The organism is Phytoactinopolyspora limicola (genome assembly GCF_011320225.1).
Classification (GTDB): domain Bacteria; phylum Actinomycetota; class Actinomycetes; order Jiangellales; family Jiangellaceae; genus Phytoactinopolyspora; species Phytoactinopolyspora limicola.
Map to the genome: position 1 here is coordinate 18529 of NZ_JAAOEN010000018.1, position 16085 is coordinate 34613.

Consider the following 16085-nt stretch of genomic DNA (forward strand, 5'->3'; position numbering starts at 1 on the left):
GCCGGACGCTACCAGAGCCGGCGGCTTCACAACCCCGGGCGCCAGGCCGCGGCAACGGCGCACCGGCCCGTGGTGGAACGGCGGCTACGCCACCCAGATGGGCTTCGAGGTCGGCCTCGCCGGCTACCACTCGGCATAACTTCCGTCCGGATAACTCCACACCGGTGAGCGCGTTGAATCCGGCGCGGCCGCGGCGGCGCGCAGCGCCTCTTCGTCCAGCTCGATGCCGAGACCGGGCCCAACCGGCCGCCGTCGGTAGCCGTCCTCGAATACCAGCGTGTCCGGCTCGGTCACGAAACGCATCATCGGATGTTCACCCGGCCGGTGCAGCCGCAGGTGTGACTCCTGGATCAGCACATTCGGAACGGCTAGATCGAGTTGTAGACCGGCTGCCAGCGCCACGGGCCCGGTCGCGCAATGGGGAGCCAAATGCACATGGTGGGTCTCGGCCAGCGCGGCGATCCGAAACACCTCGGAGATCCCTCCGGCGTGGGACACATCCGGTTGGAGCACTGCGATCCCCGAGCGCAGCACCGGGTCACAGTCCCACCGGTCGTACAGCCGCTCACCGGTGGCAATCGGCACGGTGGTGGCCGCGGCCAGCTCACCGATCCGGGCCTGGTGCTCCGGCGGTAGGGGTTCTTCGACGAACATCGGCATGAGTGGTTCGAGGTGGCGCAGCAGCACCCGGGCCATCGGTGCCGACACCCGAGCGTGGAAGTCGATGGCGAAGTCGATGCCGGGCCCGATCTCGTCCCGCAACGCGGTCCACCGATCGATGAGACCGTGCACGGTGGCCTGGGTGTCGACGAAACCCAGCGTCCGCGGCGGCGCGACCTTCACCGCGGTGTACCCGGCCTCAACCAGTGATCGGGCCTGGTCGAGCATCACCTCGGTTTCGTCGCCATGGGCCGGGCCGTAGATCCGCACCCGGTCGCGGACCGGTCCACCGAGCAACTCGTGCACGGGTACACCAAGGGCCTTCCCTTTGAGGTCCCATAACGCCTGGTCGAGTCCGGCCACGGCGGATCCGAACACCGGGCCGCCCCGGTAGAAGCCGGCTTTGACCAGCACCTGCCGGTGTCGCTCGATGGGCGCCGGATCCGCGCCGATCAAGAGCTGGGACAACTCCCGCACCGCCGCCTCGACGGTCTCCGCCCGGCTCTCCAGAATCGGCTCGCCCCAGCCGACTAGACCGTCGTCGGTGCTGACCTTGCACACCATAAACCGCTGCGAGACGCGGAACGTCTCGATGGCTCGAATCCGGGTCCGCACATGTCCTCCGCATCTGATGCGTTGAAGAATCCGCCGCTCCGACACACCCGAACGTCACGGCGGCAGGATGCTCCCGTCCGGCGCCCGCACCCCCAGTGCCCAGGCATCGTGGCCGGATCGGCCCGCCGGGTACGCCGCGGCCGCGCCCTCGTCGACGTCGATACCCCAGCCGGGCGTCTCGTTCGGCCGCATCCAACCCCGCTCGATCCGCAACGTGCCGGGGAAAACCTCGTGCACCGGGTCCGGATACACGTGCCCTTCCTGGATGCCGAACGCCGGTGAGCTGACGTCAAGGGCGACGTTCGCCGCCGCTCCCACCGGCGATACGTCGGCCGGCGAGTGCCAGGCCGTGCGCACCCCGGTTAGCTCGCTCAACACGGCTAGCTTGCGGGCCGGGGTGAGACCACCGATGGCCGAGATGTGGCAGCGGATCAGGTCGACGCCGCCGTCCCGCACCAGCCGCACCGCCTCGACGAACGACGTGGCCAGCTCCCCCACCGCGATCGGCACCGGCGACGCCGCCCGCACCTCCGGCAGCCGGTCGAAATACTCCGGCGCCAGCACGTCCTCGAGGAAGAACAGCCGATACGGCTCCAGTGATCTGGCCAGGATCACCGCCTCCTTCGGCGTGAGCCGCGAATGCACGTCGTGCAACAGCTCGATGCCGTCCCCCAGCTCGGCCCGGGCCTGGGCGAACAGCTCCGGCGTCGTGCGCAGGTAGTGGCGTACGTCCCAGCCGTCCGGGTGGGCGGCCGCCGGATAACCACCACGAGAGCCCGGAGCGCCGTAGGTCCCGCGGCCGGGCTGCCCCACCTGAAGGCGCACGTGGGTCCAGCCGGCATCGATGAAGCCGCGGGCGTCGGCCAGCGTCTCCTCCACCGTGGCCCGGCCGGCATGGGTGTACGTCGGCACCGCGGACCGGACCCGGCCGCCGAGCAACTCGTACACCGGCAGCCCGGCCCGTTTCCCGGCGATATCCCACAGCGCCATGTCAAGCCCGGAGATCGCGTTGTTGCCCACCGGGCCGTGCCGCCAGTAGGCGGCGTATCCGACGCTGCGGGTGATGTCCTCGATGTCGGCCGGATGCCGACCAACAACGATGCGCGCCACGTGCTGCTCCACGTAGGCGACCACCGCCTCCCACCGCTGGGTGAAGGTGGCGCAGCCGAGCCCGTACAAGCCCGGTTCGTTGGTGTCGACTCGCACCACAACCAGCGGAGTTCCCGCAGGTGCGGTGGCGATCGCACGGACGGCGGTGATCCGTGTCCCGTCGCGGTGCGGCCACGGCGGCGCCGCCGTCGGCACCTCCACTTCTCCGGCCATGCTTATCTCCGGGCGGGGCGTCGACACGGTCATCCTGACCTCGTCTCAGGTGGTAGGGAACGGATCTCGGCGTCGGGCAACAGATGGCGGGCGGTGAAGCCGAGTAAGTCCGCAGCGCGGCCGAGATCTACCGGTGCCTCCCGGCCCGAGAACAATCGCCGCCGCGGCACGCCGGGGTGGTATCGATCGAGCAGATCGCCGGTGCGATACGGCACCCCCGTCGTCGGAGCGGCGACGAACACCACATGTGCTCCCGGCACGGCCGGACGCAACGCCAGCTCCAACGCCCGGGCAGCGTCTCGGCTCTCCAGATACAGCCAGCCGTCGCGTGCACCGCGCCAGGGCTCGGCGGTGACGGCCTTGGCCCAGCTCGGCAGCCGGCCATCAACACCCGCCACCTCACCCAGCCCGCCGACCATCGGAAACCGCAGCGCAACGATGGTCATGCCGTACCGCCGGTGCATGCCGGCGGCCGTCATCTCGTCGACCTGCTTGGACAACGAGTACGGGTCGGCGGCCCGGCTAGGCAGCTGTTCGTCGAGCGGAAACCACTCCGGGTGGACGTCGGCGTGTGGTGAGTAGTGATACCCCAGCGCGTTGATGCTGCTGGCGACCGCGGCGTGCCGGATGCCACGCTCTCCAGCCGCGTCGAGCACGGTGAACGTCGCGGCGACGTTACCGCTGAAGACCTCGTCGGCGGTGCCCAGGTTCGGTGCGGCCCGCGCCGCCAGATGAATCACCGCGTCCACGCCGTCCAGCCCCGCCTCGACGGCGGCCCGGTCTCCCGCGTCCCCGACCACTACCCGGTCGACGTCGAGGTCGCCGGGGTCGTCGAGCACCAGCCCGGTGATACGTGTTCCGCGCTGGCGCAGGTGCCTGGTGGTGGCCCGGCCGATCAGCCCGGCCGCGCCGGTGATGAGGACGTGGTCGATGACGGTCATCCTTTCAATGCACCGGCTTGGCCGGCTCCGCGCAGGAACTGACGCTGGAAGAGGAGGAAGAGCAGGACGGGGACGATCACCGAGATGAACATACCGGCCATGAGCAGGCTGACCTCGGCGGTACTCTCCAGGCGTGGTAACGCCACCGACAACGGCTGCATGGACGGATCGGGGAGCACGAGCAGCGGCCAGAGAAACTCTTTCCAGGCCGCGATGATGGTCAGCAACGACAACACCCCCAGGATCGGACGCGACATCGGCAAGACGAGGCTGACGAAGATGCGGTAGGGGCCGGCTCCGTCGATCCGGGCGGCCTCGAACAGGTCATGCGGGAGGTTGTCGAAGAACCGCTTGACCAGCAGCACATTAAACGCGTTGGCCGCGGCCGGCAGCCACACCGCCCAGAAGGTATTGATCAGGTTGACCCGCACGATCGGCACGTCGAGGATGATCAAATACAGCGCGACGAGCGAGATCACCCCCGGCACGAACAAGGTCGCGAGAACCGCACCAGTGATCACCGGCCCATACCGCGGCTTCAGGACGGACAACGCGTACCCACCGGTGGTGGCCACCAGCAGGCCGAAGAACCACGACCCGGCCGCCACCCACGCCGTGTTACCGAGATACCCGGCGATGTCCACCCGGGTCCACGCCTCGCTCAGGTTCTGCCACTGGATCCCGCTGGGCCACAGACTCAGCGGTTCCCGCAGGATGTCCTGGCTGGTGGAGACGGCCGATTTGAACAGCCACAACAGCGGCCCCGCGGCAACAACCGCCAACCCGCCCACCACTACCGTCGTCACGATCCATAAGCCGGCCCGGACCACCGGGCGCCGCCGGTCGTTGGCCGACAGGATGCCACGTTCGGTGGCATCCTGACCTGGCCGCCGCCGACACCGCCACCACCACTGGCGCGGCGGGCGGCCGCCGGTTGGTGGAGACGGCTCGTCGGTGACGGCCCCTTCAGCGCGCTGGCCTGCGGTGATCGTCATGTCTTACTCCAGGTGCGGGTCAGGAACAGATAGACCGCCGAGACGATGCTCAGCACCCCGGCCAACATCAGGCTCAGCGCGGTCGCCTTGCCGTAGTCACCCGCGATGAACGCGTAGTTGTAGATCAGCATCAGGATGGTCGTCGTCCGGTTCTCCGGGCCGCCGCCGGTCATGATGAACGGCTCGGTAAAGACCTGGAACGTGCCGATCAGCTGCAACAACAGCATGATCAGCATGATCCCGCGCAGCTGTGGCAGCGTGATGTGCCAGACCCGGCGCCAGATGCTGGCCCCATCCACCTCGGCCGCTTCGTACAGATCGGTGCGGACCGACCGCAGAGCGGCGAGGTAGATGATGGTCGTACCACCGAACCCCGCCCAGGTGGCCTGCACCACGATGCTCGGCATCGCCATGGTGCCGTCCTGAAGCCACGGGAAAGGCCCGAGCCCGAACCAGCCCAGAACGGTGTTGAACAGGCCGTCCGGGCCCGGGTTGTAGTACGCCTTCCAGAGCAGCACCGCCACCACCGGTGGGAGGATCACCGGGATGTAGGCCAGCGCCGACGCCAGGCCCCGGCTCTTGCGCAGCTCCCCGATAAACACCGCCAGCATCACCGGTACCGGGAAGCCGACGACAACGGCCAGCAAGGTGAACCACGTCGTGTTCCAGACCGCCGTCCACAGGAGAGGGTCGGCCAGCACCCGTTCGAAGTTCGCCAGCCCGACCCACTCCGCGGCGGTGACCAGGTTGGTCCGTTGCATGCTGAGCACCAAGCTCTTGGCCACCGGCAACCAGGAGAAGAAGCCGAAGGTGATCAGCAGCGGCAGTAGGAACACCACCGACGCCATCCCACCGGACCGGGCCCAGGTGACCGGGCTGCGTCGCCGACGCCGCCTCGGCCGCTGCCCCGGTTCAGCCGGAAGGTCCGGGCGCGCCGTCATCGCCACCGCATCGCTCCTCACTCGTCACACCATCGTCGGCGCCGGACAACCGGCCGCCCTGGATCAGCCCGCCGCGATGAAGTCGTTCACGTTGCGTTCGGCCTGGTCGAGTAGTTCGGCGAGGTCGGCGTCCTCCCGGGTGAGCACCGCTTGCACCACCGGGTCGAGGGCGGCGTAGAGCTCCTGCGCCTTCACGGGAGGCTCCGGCACCAGCGGGATATCCTCCACAGTGCTCAGGTACAGCTCGTAGTTGTCGCGGGGGACGTTGATGTAGGAATCGATCCAGCCCAGGTACGTCTCGTACTGCGCCGCGTCCACGATCGGCAGCTCCGGCGTCCCCACTGGGAGGTCGTCGGCGGCCCGCGACTCCGCCCACGTGACCGCCTGCTCCTCGTCGGACAGCCGCCCGAGGCGGTGGTATTCGATCCACTTGATCGCCGCCGCGACCTGCTCCGGCGTGGCGTTCGGGCTGACGATGTCGATAGCCCCACCACCGAGCGTGCCGATTCCGTCGGGGCTTTGCGGCAACGGCGCCACCCCGTAATGCTCGCCCGGCAGACCCCGGTTGACCACCATGTCACCGTAGACATCGGCGCCATGGACGAACATCCCGGCCCGTCCGGCGGCGAACTCGTTGCGGGCGTCGTCGATGTCCAGGAGGAAGTTCGCCCCCATCGACTCGTCCTCCCATCGCATCGCCCGCAGCAGTTCAAGGGCCTCGGTCGTGGCGGTCCGCGGCGCGGCGAATGATGCCAGCACGTCGTCGCCCGAGACCTCCTGCATCTGACCGCCGAAGGCGTACGACATCGTCGACAACACCCAGCCGCCGGTATTGCTGGCCGTCATCGAGATGAACCCTGGTTGCCCGGTCTGCTCGGTAATGGTCTTCGCGGCCGCCCGGACGTCGTCCCATGTTTGCGGCGGATCGTCCGGATCGAGCCCGGCCTCCTCGAACAAGCCGCGGTTATACACCAGGCCCATGGTGTAGGCCTGATACGGCACCCCGTAGATCCGGCCGTCGCGGGTGACGCTCTCCATCACCGTAGGGCTCAACGCGCTGATCGCGGCGCTGTCGGCGACCGCGTCGGTCAGGTCGGTGGCCTGTCCACGCGAGGCCAAGGCCTGGATCTCGGTGAACGGCACCGCGGTGACGATCGGCAGCGTTCCGCCGGCCAGCATCGCGTTGAAGGTCTCGGCCGCCCATTTGGTCTCCTGGGCGTCGATGGTGATGGTCGGGTGGGCCGCCTCGAAGTCGGCGATCTTGTCCAGCATCGCCTGCCGCGACTCCGCCTGTTCCGTCGGCGGTAGATCGCTGACGGTGATGGTCACCTCGGCGTTCAGATCAGGCTCGTCGCTGGCGCCGGCGTCGTCGGTACTGCTGTCCGCCCCACAGGCGGCCAGGGCGATCATCATCGCGGTGCCGGCCAAGGCGACCAGTCCCCGGTGCACGGGTCTCACCATTGTTTCTCCTCAGGCGTAGCTCACTACGGATCACGACAGGTGACATGCACCGACATAGGCGCGCCTGATCCGGACGCACCGACGTCGGGAAGAACGAGATGTGACGCAAAACCTTTTGTGTCGCCTAAGTTGCCATACCGCGTCGACGGAGTCAACGTTCCGTGACGCTCACGTAACCATTCCCGGACCCTCACGGAACCCGATGGCCAGATTCCCCTACCGCACCCCCGGCGCGCACGGTCTTGCGTCGGGGTGAGCTTCCTCGGGTAAAGTGCCACAAAACCTTTTGCGTTCTGTTGACCCCTACGTTTGAGGGAGTACCGTGCCGAGACCATCCGTGCCCCCCATCCGCACCGCGATCGTCGGCACCGGACATATCGCCGACGCCGTCCACATGCCGACGCTGCGCTCACTCGGGGCCGACGTGGTGGTCGAGGCCGCCATGGATGTCGACACCAATCGACTTACCGCGTTCGCCACGAAATGGGGCATCACCGCTGCCTACGACGATCTGGCCGGCCTACTCAAAGAAGCCCATCCGGACCTGGTGATCATCTGTTCACCGCCGGTGTTCCACCGGGAGCAGGTGCTCGCCGTGCTGGACGCCGGCGCATGGGCATGGTGTGAAAAACCTCCGGTCCTCTCCCTCGCCGAGTACGACGAGATCGTCGCCGCCGAACCCGACGGCGGACCATACGCATCCGTGGTCTTCCAGCAGCGTTTCGGGTCGGGGGCACGCCACACCCGCCGGCTCCTGAGCTCCGGCCGGATCGGCCGGCCCCTCGTCGCCCACTGCCAGACCACCTGGTATCGCGACGACGCCTACTACGACGTCGCCTGGCGCGGCCGGTGGACCGGCGAGGGCGGCGGTCCAGCCATGGGGCTGGGCATCCACCAGATCGACCTGCTGCTCGATCTGATCGGCCCGTGGTCCGAGGTGCGCGGCCATGCCGCGCGACTGGCTCGAGACGTACAGACCGACGACGTCACCACCGCTACCGTCCGGTTCGAGACCGGCGCGCTGGCCACCGTGGTCAGCTCGGCGGTGTCCCCTCGCCAGACGAGCTACCTGCGCATCGACTGCGAAGGCGGCACCATCGAACTCGACCATCTCTACGGCTACCACGACGACGATTGGACCTACACCCCCGCACCCGGCACCACACCCGAGGTGATCGCGTCGTGGAAGCCACCCGGTCCGGACGAACCGAGCACCCATCTGCCCCAGCTCACCACCCTCCTGGCCGATATCCGGGCCGGCCGCCGCCCGGCGACGAGTGGACCGGGTGGCCGGGAGGCCCTGGAGTTCATCACCGCGATGTACAAGTCCGCCTTCACCGGGCGGCCGGTACAACGCGGCGAGATCGTCCCCGGCGACCCCTTCTATGCTGCCGTCAACGGAGGTCACGACATCAGATGACCCATCTCAGCGCTACTCACCGGATCGGCGGCCACGTCGCCATCACCACTGGAACCGGCACCGGCCCCGAGGCCGCTAGCTGCGTCGCTGGCGAGGTCGCCGGCGAGGTCGAACTCGCCAGGTACGTTTACGAACCACACCCCGTCCCGTTCGAGGCACCGAAACCCTACGTCCACCCGCTGCGGACGCTGGCCGGCGACGTCGTGACCGCCTACCGGCCCCACGACCACGTCTGGCACAAGGGCCTGCAGCTCACCGCCACCGACGTGTCCGACGTCAACATCTGGGGTGGCCACACGTATGTCGCCGGCGAGGGTTACGTCGCTCTCGACAACATCGGAGCGATGCGGCCCGACGAACCGGCACACGTAGCCACCAGCGGGGCCGACGTCACCATCCACCAAGACCTGACCTGGCTGGACGCGGCCGCCCACCCACTCGTCCACGAACAGCGCACGCTCCGAGCGCACACGGTCGACAATGCCGCCGGATACTGGGTACTCGACATCACCACCGCCGTCACCAACGTCCGCGGCCAGCCGTTGCGCTTCGGCAGCCCACACACCCGCGGCCTGGCCGGGTCCGGCTATACCGGCCTGTGGTGGCGGGGCCCCCGATCCTTCACCGGCGGTGCGCTGCTGACTGCCAGCGGTCTTGTCGACGAGGACACGCTGCGCGGTCAGAGCGCACCCTGGGTCGGCTACGTCGGCCGGCACGACGAGGTCGACCGCTCGTCGACGCTCGTCTTCTGTCACGCACCGGAGAACGACATCGACTCGGCCCACTGGTTCGTCCGCACCGGGCAGTTCGCCGGCGTCAACCCGTCGTGGGCATTCCACCGCAGCTTCGACCTACCGCCGGAAGACTCGTTCCGCCGACGGTACCGGGTGGTGATCGGCACCGGCGCATGGTCGGCCGAGCACACCGCCCACGTCGTGGAGGCCATCCCGTGGTGAGACCACCGGGGCCCTGCGGTTGGGCGATCCACTCCCGACCACCATTGGGGAGCAGATCACGTGCGCTCCGCTCGAGCGGCGCACCTCGCGGCGGGATCCTGCTGACCTTCGACGACCGGCATGTCCGATCCTGGGCCCAGTGTCGGCCGCTGTTCGACCGGTTCGGTGTACGTGCGACGTTCTTCATCTGTGAACCTGACCTGCTCGATGCCGAGGAGCGACGCCTCGTGTGTGCGCTCGCTGCGGACGGGCACACCATCGGCGCACACGGCCTGCGCCACCTCGACGCACCGCGGGTGATCGCGGACGAAGGCGCCGACGGATACCTGGCGCGGGAGATCGCCCCGTGCCTCGACGCCCTGGCTGGTCTGGGCCTGACCGCTCGCACGTTCGCGTACCCGAACAGCCGGCGCGATGCCGCCAGCGACGCGGCCCTGACCACGGTGTTCGACCGGCTGCGCAGCGGTATACCCAGGACTGACGACGCCACGACGGCGGCGCGGCACGTCGTCCCCGCGGCCAGGATCGATTCCACCCGGGTGCTGATCGGCCGGGGTATCGACACCGCTCGCGGCGGCGTCACACATCCCGACGATCCGGACGTGGGTGTGTTGCTCCAGGTGGCCGCCGACGCTCCCGGCTACGTCACCCTCTACGCTCATGACATCGCGGCGACGAGCGCGGCCCATCATGTGCGGCCCGAGCGGCTGCGATTCCTCCTCGAACTCGGCTCGCACCTCGGCCTGCCGTTCCTCGGGTTCGACGACCTGCCCCCACCTCTCCCCCCTCCCGGTGATCATTGGCTTTTGACTACCGAATTCGGTAGTCAAAAGCCAATGATCACCGGGAGGGGCAGGGATCGGGGGGAGCCGTGACTATCGTTCGCGCGGGTGCTCATTTGACCTATCCGCACACCAACGGCTTCCACGACGACGGACAGCACCTCGCCATCGCACGTTACGACCCGCGCGAAGGCACCATCGGGATCTCCACCATTCCGTGGCCCGCCGGCGCAGCCAATGGACCGGCGGGCTCGGCACTCGACGATTCACCGGCGGTGGAACGTGTGGTCTGCGCCCTGCCATGGGCCGGCACACCACATCCGGTCTGGTTCGACGTCGCCGCCGACGCCAACCTCATCGTGTGGGTCCGAGACGACGCCCTCCATCTACGGGATCTCACCCAGTGGACAGCCGCCGTGCGTCTATACGCCGCACCGGCCGGTGCCGTCCTCGATGGACTGTGCAGCATCACCGCCGACGGGCGGCGGGTCGCCGTCGTCGAACACCACCCACCCGACGGCTCGTATCGGCTACTCGAGATCTGCTCGGCTACCGGGGCCGCTCAGGAACTGGCGCGGCTCCCCTGGCACGCCAACCACGTTCAGTTCAGCCCGCATACTCCGGACTGGATCGGCTTCGCCCATGAAGGACCGGCGCGGCAGACACCCGACCGGATCTGGGCATGCCACGATCCCTCCGGCCCCGAGCCGCGGTGTGTGGTCGATCAGTGGCGGCTGTCCGAGCAGCCCGGAGGCTTCGTCGCGGCCGGCCACGAACGCTGGATGTTCCACGACGTCGGGATGGTCTTCTGCGCCTACGGCGAGAGCGACGCCGGCCCGCGCGGCATCTATACCGCCTGGCCCGATGGCCCAGCACCGCGACTCGTCGTCCTTGGTGATCGGTTCTGGCACTGCGATATCAGCCGGGATGGACAGTGGATCGTCGCCGATACTCAAGGTCCCTACGACGGAGCCAGCTCCACCACGGATGTGCATGCCTCGTCCAGCCGTGGCCCGAGGTCCACCACAGGTCACGTGTCCGACGTGGTGCTGGTGGACGTCCAGTCCGGGCACACCGCGCACCTCGCCCGTACGTGGGCGTCCCGCCACCCCCACCATCCGCACCCGGTCTTCTCCCCCGACGGTCAGGCTGTGCTGTACAACCACACCGACCGCGCGACGGGCGACGTGTCCATCGCCAGCGTCCCGATGCCTTTTCCTCCAAAGGTGGCGTAGGTGCTGGCATTGATCATGAGCGAGTTTTCCCCCTTCTGGGGGGTGTAGGTCGCTCATGATCAAGGCAAGCTTGGTGCCGCCACCGCGAGCAAGGACGCCAGGGCACGCGGGCCCGACGGAGCCCTATTCGCGCGATCTTTCAACCCGCGACCTCTTGATTCCGAAATATGTCGCGCTGATGTCTTGTGCGTAACCGATCGAGCCCAGTATGGTCATGCAAAACCTTTTGCGATCGCCGGTATTCCCTCGCTTCAGCGGGTCCACCGCAGCGGGGTGGAGACCTCGGCCGTGCCTGGCTCCGGGCCAGCACAACACGGGCTGGCCCCGGCGCCCAGAGCCGCAATCCCGCGGCTGACCGTCAACCGTCAAGGAGATGCTCATGCACTTCCGCGAACCAGGTGTACCGAGATCGGGCCCGTGGCCCGGTGCCGCCGAGCGCAGGCCAACCACCCGCCGGCCAGCCACCGCGGCCGCCGCGCTGGGCGGCAGCGCCCTACTCGCACTCGGCTTGCTGGCCGGGCCAGGGGCGGCCGTGGCGTCGGAAAACGAGTCGCCGAGCATCGCCGCCGCGGCTCCCGGCAGCGCCAGTGTGGTTCTGTCGAATCCGCCGGTCTACGACGGGGTGGTAGCCGCCTGGCCGGGTGACGCGGACAAAGACCCCGCCAACGCCGCCACCGAGATCGACGGGATCGCCTGCTGGGCGACGTCCGGTGACCCCTACGTCCGGTACCTGTACGTCGACGTCGCCGACGACGTGATCCCCGACGACGCGGAGAAGGCGCGGGTCACGGTCGACTACTTCGACGGCGGCGCCACGGGTATGGACATCCACTACGACAGCCAGTCCAGCCCGTGGACGGGAACCCCGAACCTGCCCCTGACCGGTGACGGAACCTGGAAGAGCCACGAGTTCGCGCTCAACAACATCAGGTTCGAGAACCGGTCCAATGGGGCGGACTTCCGCCTCAACATCAAGGCGAACGCCGACGTCATGCCCGAGATCTGCTTCAGCCGCATCGAGGTGGCCTTCGGTGATGAGCCGGATCCGCTGGCGGTGACATCACCGACGCTGGTGTTCGATGAGGGCTCGGGTGCGGTAGAGGTGTCCTCGACCGCGAACGAGGTCGACTGGACGATCGGGGACGCCAACGGGGTTGCGCTCACATCCGGGACGGCCCCCATCAGTGGTGGCGCTGGTGCCGTCGACGTCAGTGGTTTCGGACCGGGGTATTACACGGTCGAGGTCAGCGCTGACGTCAACGGCGAGACGGTGACCCGGCGGACGTCGTTCGGGATCGTCACCCCAGCACCGGAGGGTGCGCTCGACCCGGACAACTACTTCGCCGTCGCACTCCACTACGGCTGGCAGAAACCGGAGGTGGAAGCTGCGCTGCTGGACACCATCGCCCGCATCGGCTGGGGAAACGTCCGCAGCGACGCCAACTGGGCGTCCATCGAACGTGAACCCGGGGTCTACAACTTCGATACCTACGCATTCGACAAAGGCGCCCGGCCCGCAGCGGAGCTCGGGATCACGTCGATGCCGATCACCGGGTACCGGAACCCGTTGTACGACGACGGAAAGACCGCCAGCACCCCAGAAGGGCTGGATGCGTTCGCGGCGTTCAACGCGGCGACATCGATGCATTATGCGGACATCACCAACGACATCTCGGTGTACAACGAGTACAACTCCACTGGGTTCAACGATGGCGCCTGCGGCATCACCGCCGCGTGTTACCTCGACATGTTGACCCGGGCGTATGAAGCGATTCACGACGCAAACCCGGACGCCAACGTCGTCGCCGCCACCTCGGCCGGAACCCAGCTGGCCTGGCACGCCGACTTCTTCGACCAGGGCGGGCTGGACCACCTGGACACGTTCAGCGTGAACTTCTACGGCTACCAGTCGGGCGGTCCAGGCACTCCTCCGGAGGAGACGGTCATGATGACCGAGTTTCCGGAGCTGGTCGACATGGTCAAACAGAACCAAGGCGACCGTGAAATCCCGATCTGGATCACGGAGAATGGCTGGCCCACCCACACCGCCGGGTCCACCGAGACCCAACAGGCCGACTACCTCATCCGGGCCCAGGTCCTCGCCCAGTCCTTCGGCGCGGACAAGTACTTCTGGTACGACGCCATGGACGACGGCTTCGACGCTGGTGAACGTGAACACCGCTTCGGTCTGCTCCGCCGCCCCTACGACCACGGCTGCTACCCGGCCTGGGTGTGCGGCCCCGGCGACAGCGACCAGAGCATCATGAGCATCGCCCCGAAGCCGGCCGCCATCTCCAACGCCGTTCTCATCCGCCAAGCACTCGGCAAAGAGCTCGACGACCGCGAGGACGTCGGCGACGACGCCGTCTACTCGTTCCCCTACGTCGGCCCGGATGACACAACTCGGGTGTTCTGGGCAACCGAGCCGCGGACAGTCGCGGTGGAGGCGTCCGGCCCGGTGGAGCTGACCGACCAGTTTGGACAGGTCAGCCAACTGGCACCGCACCGTGGCACGGTGACGCTGGATGTGGACGCCTCCCCGGTGTTCCTGACCGGTGACATCGACGCTATCGAGGTGGTGAACGGCTCCGGGTTCACCCTGTCCGCACCTGACCAGAGTGTCACCGGGGCCACCGTGCCGGTCACCGTCACCATCGACCGCAGTGAACAGTTGATCATGCCGTCGCGGATCACCGTCGACGTCGACGGCACCACCCAGACGGTCACCGCGCGGCCGGGACGCACAACGGAGGTCACCCTCGACCTGCCCGCCACCGGACTGACCGGTGAACGTGATCTCACCGCGACCATCACCTCCGACGAACACACCGTGGCTCGATTGCGTGCCACCACCACCGTCGTCGACCCGTTCACTGTCAGTGCCCAACCAGCCATCACCGGCGACGGCAGCGACGGCTACGCCTACAACCTCGACATCGCCGTCACCAACAACCACCCCACCGACGACCTCGACCTCACCAGCCTCGACTGGTCGCTCGGTTCATGGGCCGGCACCATCACCAACGACCTCACCGTCGACGCCGGCGGCACAGGTACGTTCACCACACCCATCACCGACGCCGAACCGTTCACGTTCTACCCCTACACGGTGACCGCCACTAGTCCGACGTTCAAGGCTGCCGACACCGCACGGCTGAGCTTCACCCCCATCGAACCAGCCGACAACACCACCCTCGACCCAATCGATCTGCAAGATCTGGGACGCTGGATCTCACTCCGCGGCGGCCAGCACGGCGGCCCCGACGATCTGTCCGGCACCATTCAGTTCACCTACACTGACGACGCCCTCGTGCTGGACGCGGTGATCAACGACGACACCCACCTCGGCGACCGCACCGACCCCGCCACCATGTGGCAGATCGACTCCATTCAGTACAGCGTCTACGACACCCTGCCCCACGTCATAGACGGCACCCGCACCGAGGTCGGCGCCGCCCTCCTCGACGCCGGTCCCGCCACCTACACCTGGGCACCCGCCCCCGGGAACACCCCCGGGCCGATCCCCGGCGCCGACGTCGACATCATCCGCGACGACGAGGCCGGCACCACCACCTATAGCCTGCACGTGCCTTGGACCGCCTTGGCCTACCCCGACGGCCCGCCCGGCGACATCTTCGGACTGTCTTTCCTCGTCAATGATGCCGACTCCCCCGCCACCAGTGACGCCCGCAAGGGCTACTACGAATGGGGCTCCGGTGTCGGCGCCGCCCCGAAGAACCCCGCCCAGTTCCACACCGCACAACTCGTCGGATCCGACTGATCAACCACCCTGGGACACCTGGGCGCGCCGCAAGACTTCCGACATCGTGGTGGCCATCACCACCACGATGTCGGAAGTCCCAGCAGTGCCGTCACCTGGCTCTCCCCTCCCACCGCACCCCGCGGATGGTGATCTCAAAGGAGTCTGCATTCACCACATCGGATTTCTCGATGATCACAATCGAACCGAGCTCATTGGTGTGATATTTGACGCAGACCCCACCACCTCGGCCAATGACCTGCTCCCACGTCACCTGGCGGGTCCAAACCTCGTTGCGGTCACACGTCCCGAACTCCACCATGGTGGCGGGGTCCAGCAGACCGAACAGATACCACTCGGGTCTGGCGGACATGCCCTGCCAGGTAAACCGGATTGCCGGCAGGTCAACCCAGGTGGCCGTCGTCCAGGTGTGCGGATCGATATACGGGCGCAGGGCCGCTCCTCCGGGGTCAGGACTATCAACCCCGTAGAATCCACCGGTGCGTCGAAGTCCATGGGAGTGACGGTGGCGGGCTGGTCAGTATCCTCATCCCGCGTTCCGCTCCGACTATCCGCGTAGCTGGATTCCTCTCCGTCGACCGACGCCTCCGCCGGTGACCCATCGGTACGTCCGGCCAGCGTCACATAGGTCATCCCTAAAAGAAGGGTGGTGACCATAAGGAACACAAACGCCGAGTCCAGAGCCTTCCGCGCCGCCAGAACAGTTCCACGCCATATCAGCAGGAATCCGCTCACCACCGCCAGCGCAAGCACTAGCCGCTCAGCGGTGGAACCTCCAGGAACGATGTACATCACGATGGCGAGTACCAGGGCCAACCCAGAGAGAACGCCTTCCTGGGCGCTCAGAAGTGATTGACGCGTCGAACGCTCCTGCTCCATAGCACCGCCCACCAGGTTCGATTAGCAGCATCGTCGTCATGATCCCAGAAATGATCAGGTCGAAGTAGCCAACCAGACATCCGACATCGTGGTGGC

12 protein-coding genes are annotated in these 16085 nt (G+C 67.5%); 5 read left to right on the plus strand and 7 right to left on the minus strand.

Features of this window, described 5'->3' with window-relative positions:
• Positions 1–123 precede the first annotated feature (123 nt).
• The 6 genes from dgoD to G8760_RS25325 all read right to left on the minus strand — a co-directional run bounded on the left by dgoD (position 124) and on the right by G8760_RS25325 (position 6936).
• On the minus strand, positions 124–1275 hold the full coding sequence (gene dgoD / locus G8760_RS25300; protein WP_246222683.1) for a galactonate dehydratase: 1152 nt from the start codon (positions 1273–1275) through the stop codon (positions 124–126).
• Positions 1276–1329: 54 nt separating this feature from the next.
• Positions 1330–2631 carry an enolase C-terminal domain-like protein gene (locus tag G8760_RS25305; protein WP_207782713.1) on the minus strand — a complete coding sequence of 434 codons (1302 nt, stop codon included), beginning with the start codon at positions 2629–2631 and terminating at the stop codon, positions 1330–1332.
• On the minus strand, positions 2628–3539 hold the full coding sequence (locus G8760_RS25310; RefSeq protein ID WP_166355629.1) for an NAD-dependent epimerase/dehydratase family protein: 912 nt from the start codon (positions 3537–3539) through the stop codon (positions 2628–2630). The genes G8760_RS25305 and G8760_RS25310 overlap by 4 nt, the downstream gene beginning before the upstream one ends.
• Positions 3536–4534, minus strand: a complete 999-nt coding sequence (locus tag G8760_RS25315; protein ID WP_166355630.1) for a carbohydrate ABC transporter permease — start codon at positions 4532–4534, stop codon at positions 3536–3538. The genes G8760_RS25310 and G8760_RS25315 overlap by 4 nt, the downstream gene beginning before the upstream one ends.
• Entirely contained in the window at positions 4531–5475 is a 945-nt protein-coding gene (locus tag G8760_RS25320) for a carbohydrate ABC transporter permease (RefSeq protein ID WP_166355689.1), read from the minus strand. The genes G8760_RS25315 and G8760_RS25320 overlap by 4 nt, the downstream gene beginning before the upstream one ends.
• A 63-nt stretch (positions 5476–5538) precedes the next feature.
• Positions 5539–6936 carry an extracellular solute-binding protein gene (locus G8760_RS25325; RefSeq protein WP_166355631.1) on the minus strand — a complete coding sequence of 466 codons (1398 nt, stop codon included), beginning with the start codon at positions 6934–6936 and terminating at the stop codon, positions 5539–5541.
• Between the two features lie 322 nt (positions 6937–7258).
• On the opposite strand from G8760_RS25325, the gene G8760_RS25330 reads away from it, so the two are divergent.
• The 5 genes from G8760_RS25330 (at position 7259) to G8760_RS25350 (ending at position 15110) form a co-directional block, all read left to right on the plus strand.
• Positions 7259–8356 carry a Gfo/Idh/MocA family protein gene (locus tag G8760_RS25330; protein WP_207782715.1) on the plus strand — a complete coding sequence of 366 codons (1098 nt, stop codon included), beginning with the start codon at positions 7259–7261 and terminating at the stop codon, positions 8354–8356.
• Positions 8353–9312 (plus strand): DUF6807 domain-containing protein, encoded by a 960-nt coding sequence (locus tag G8760_RS25335; protein ID WP_166355632.1) that lies wholly within the window; start codon positions 8353–8355, stop codon positions 9310–9312. Before G8760_RS25330 ends, G8760_RS25335 begins: the two co-directional genes overlap by 4 nt.
• The gene (locus G8760_RS25340) at positions 9306–10187 is read left to right on the plus strand and encodes a polysaccharide deacetylase family protein (protein WP_166355633.1); all 882 of its coding nucleotides are present in this window, start codon (positions 9306–9308) and stop codon (positions 10185–10187) included. Before G8760_RS25335 ends, G8760_RS25340 begins: the two co-directional genes overlap by 7 nt.
• Positions 10184–11329: a TolB-like translocation protein gene (locus G8760_RS25345; protein WP_166355634.1), complete on the plus strand. Its 1146-nt coding sequence runs from the start codon at positions 10184–10186 to the stop codon at positions 11327–11329. Before G8760_RS25340 ends, G8760_RS25345 begins: the two co-directional genes overlap by 4 nt.
• Before the next feature lie 379 nt (positions 11330–11708).
• Positions 11709–15110, plus strand: coding sequence for a hypothetical protein (locus G8760_RS25350; protein WP_166355635.1), 3402 nt, complete (start codon positions 11709–11711; stop codon positions 15108–15110).
• A gap of 91 nt (positions 15111–15201) precedes the next feature.
• Here the strand turns inward: G8760_RS25350 and G8760_RS25355 are convergent, their stop codons facing one another.
• Entirely contained in the window at positions 15202–15462 is a 261-nt protein-coding gene (locus G8760_RS25355) for a hypothetical protein (protein ID WP_166355636.1), read from the minus strand.
• Positions 15463–16085 lie beyond the last annotated feature (623 nt).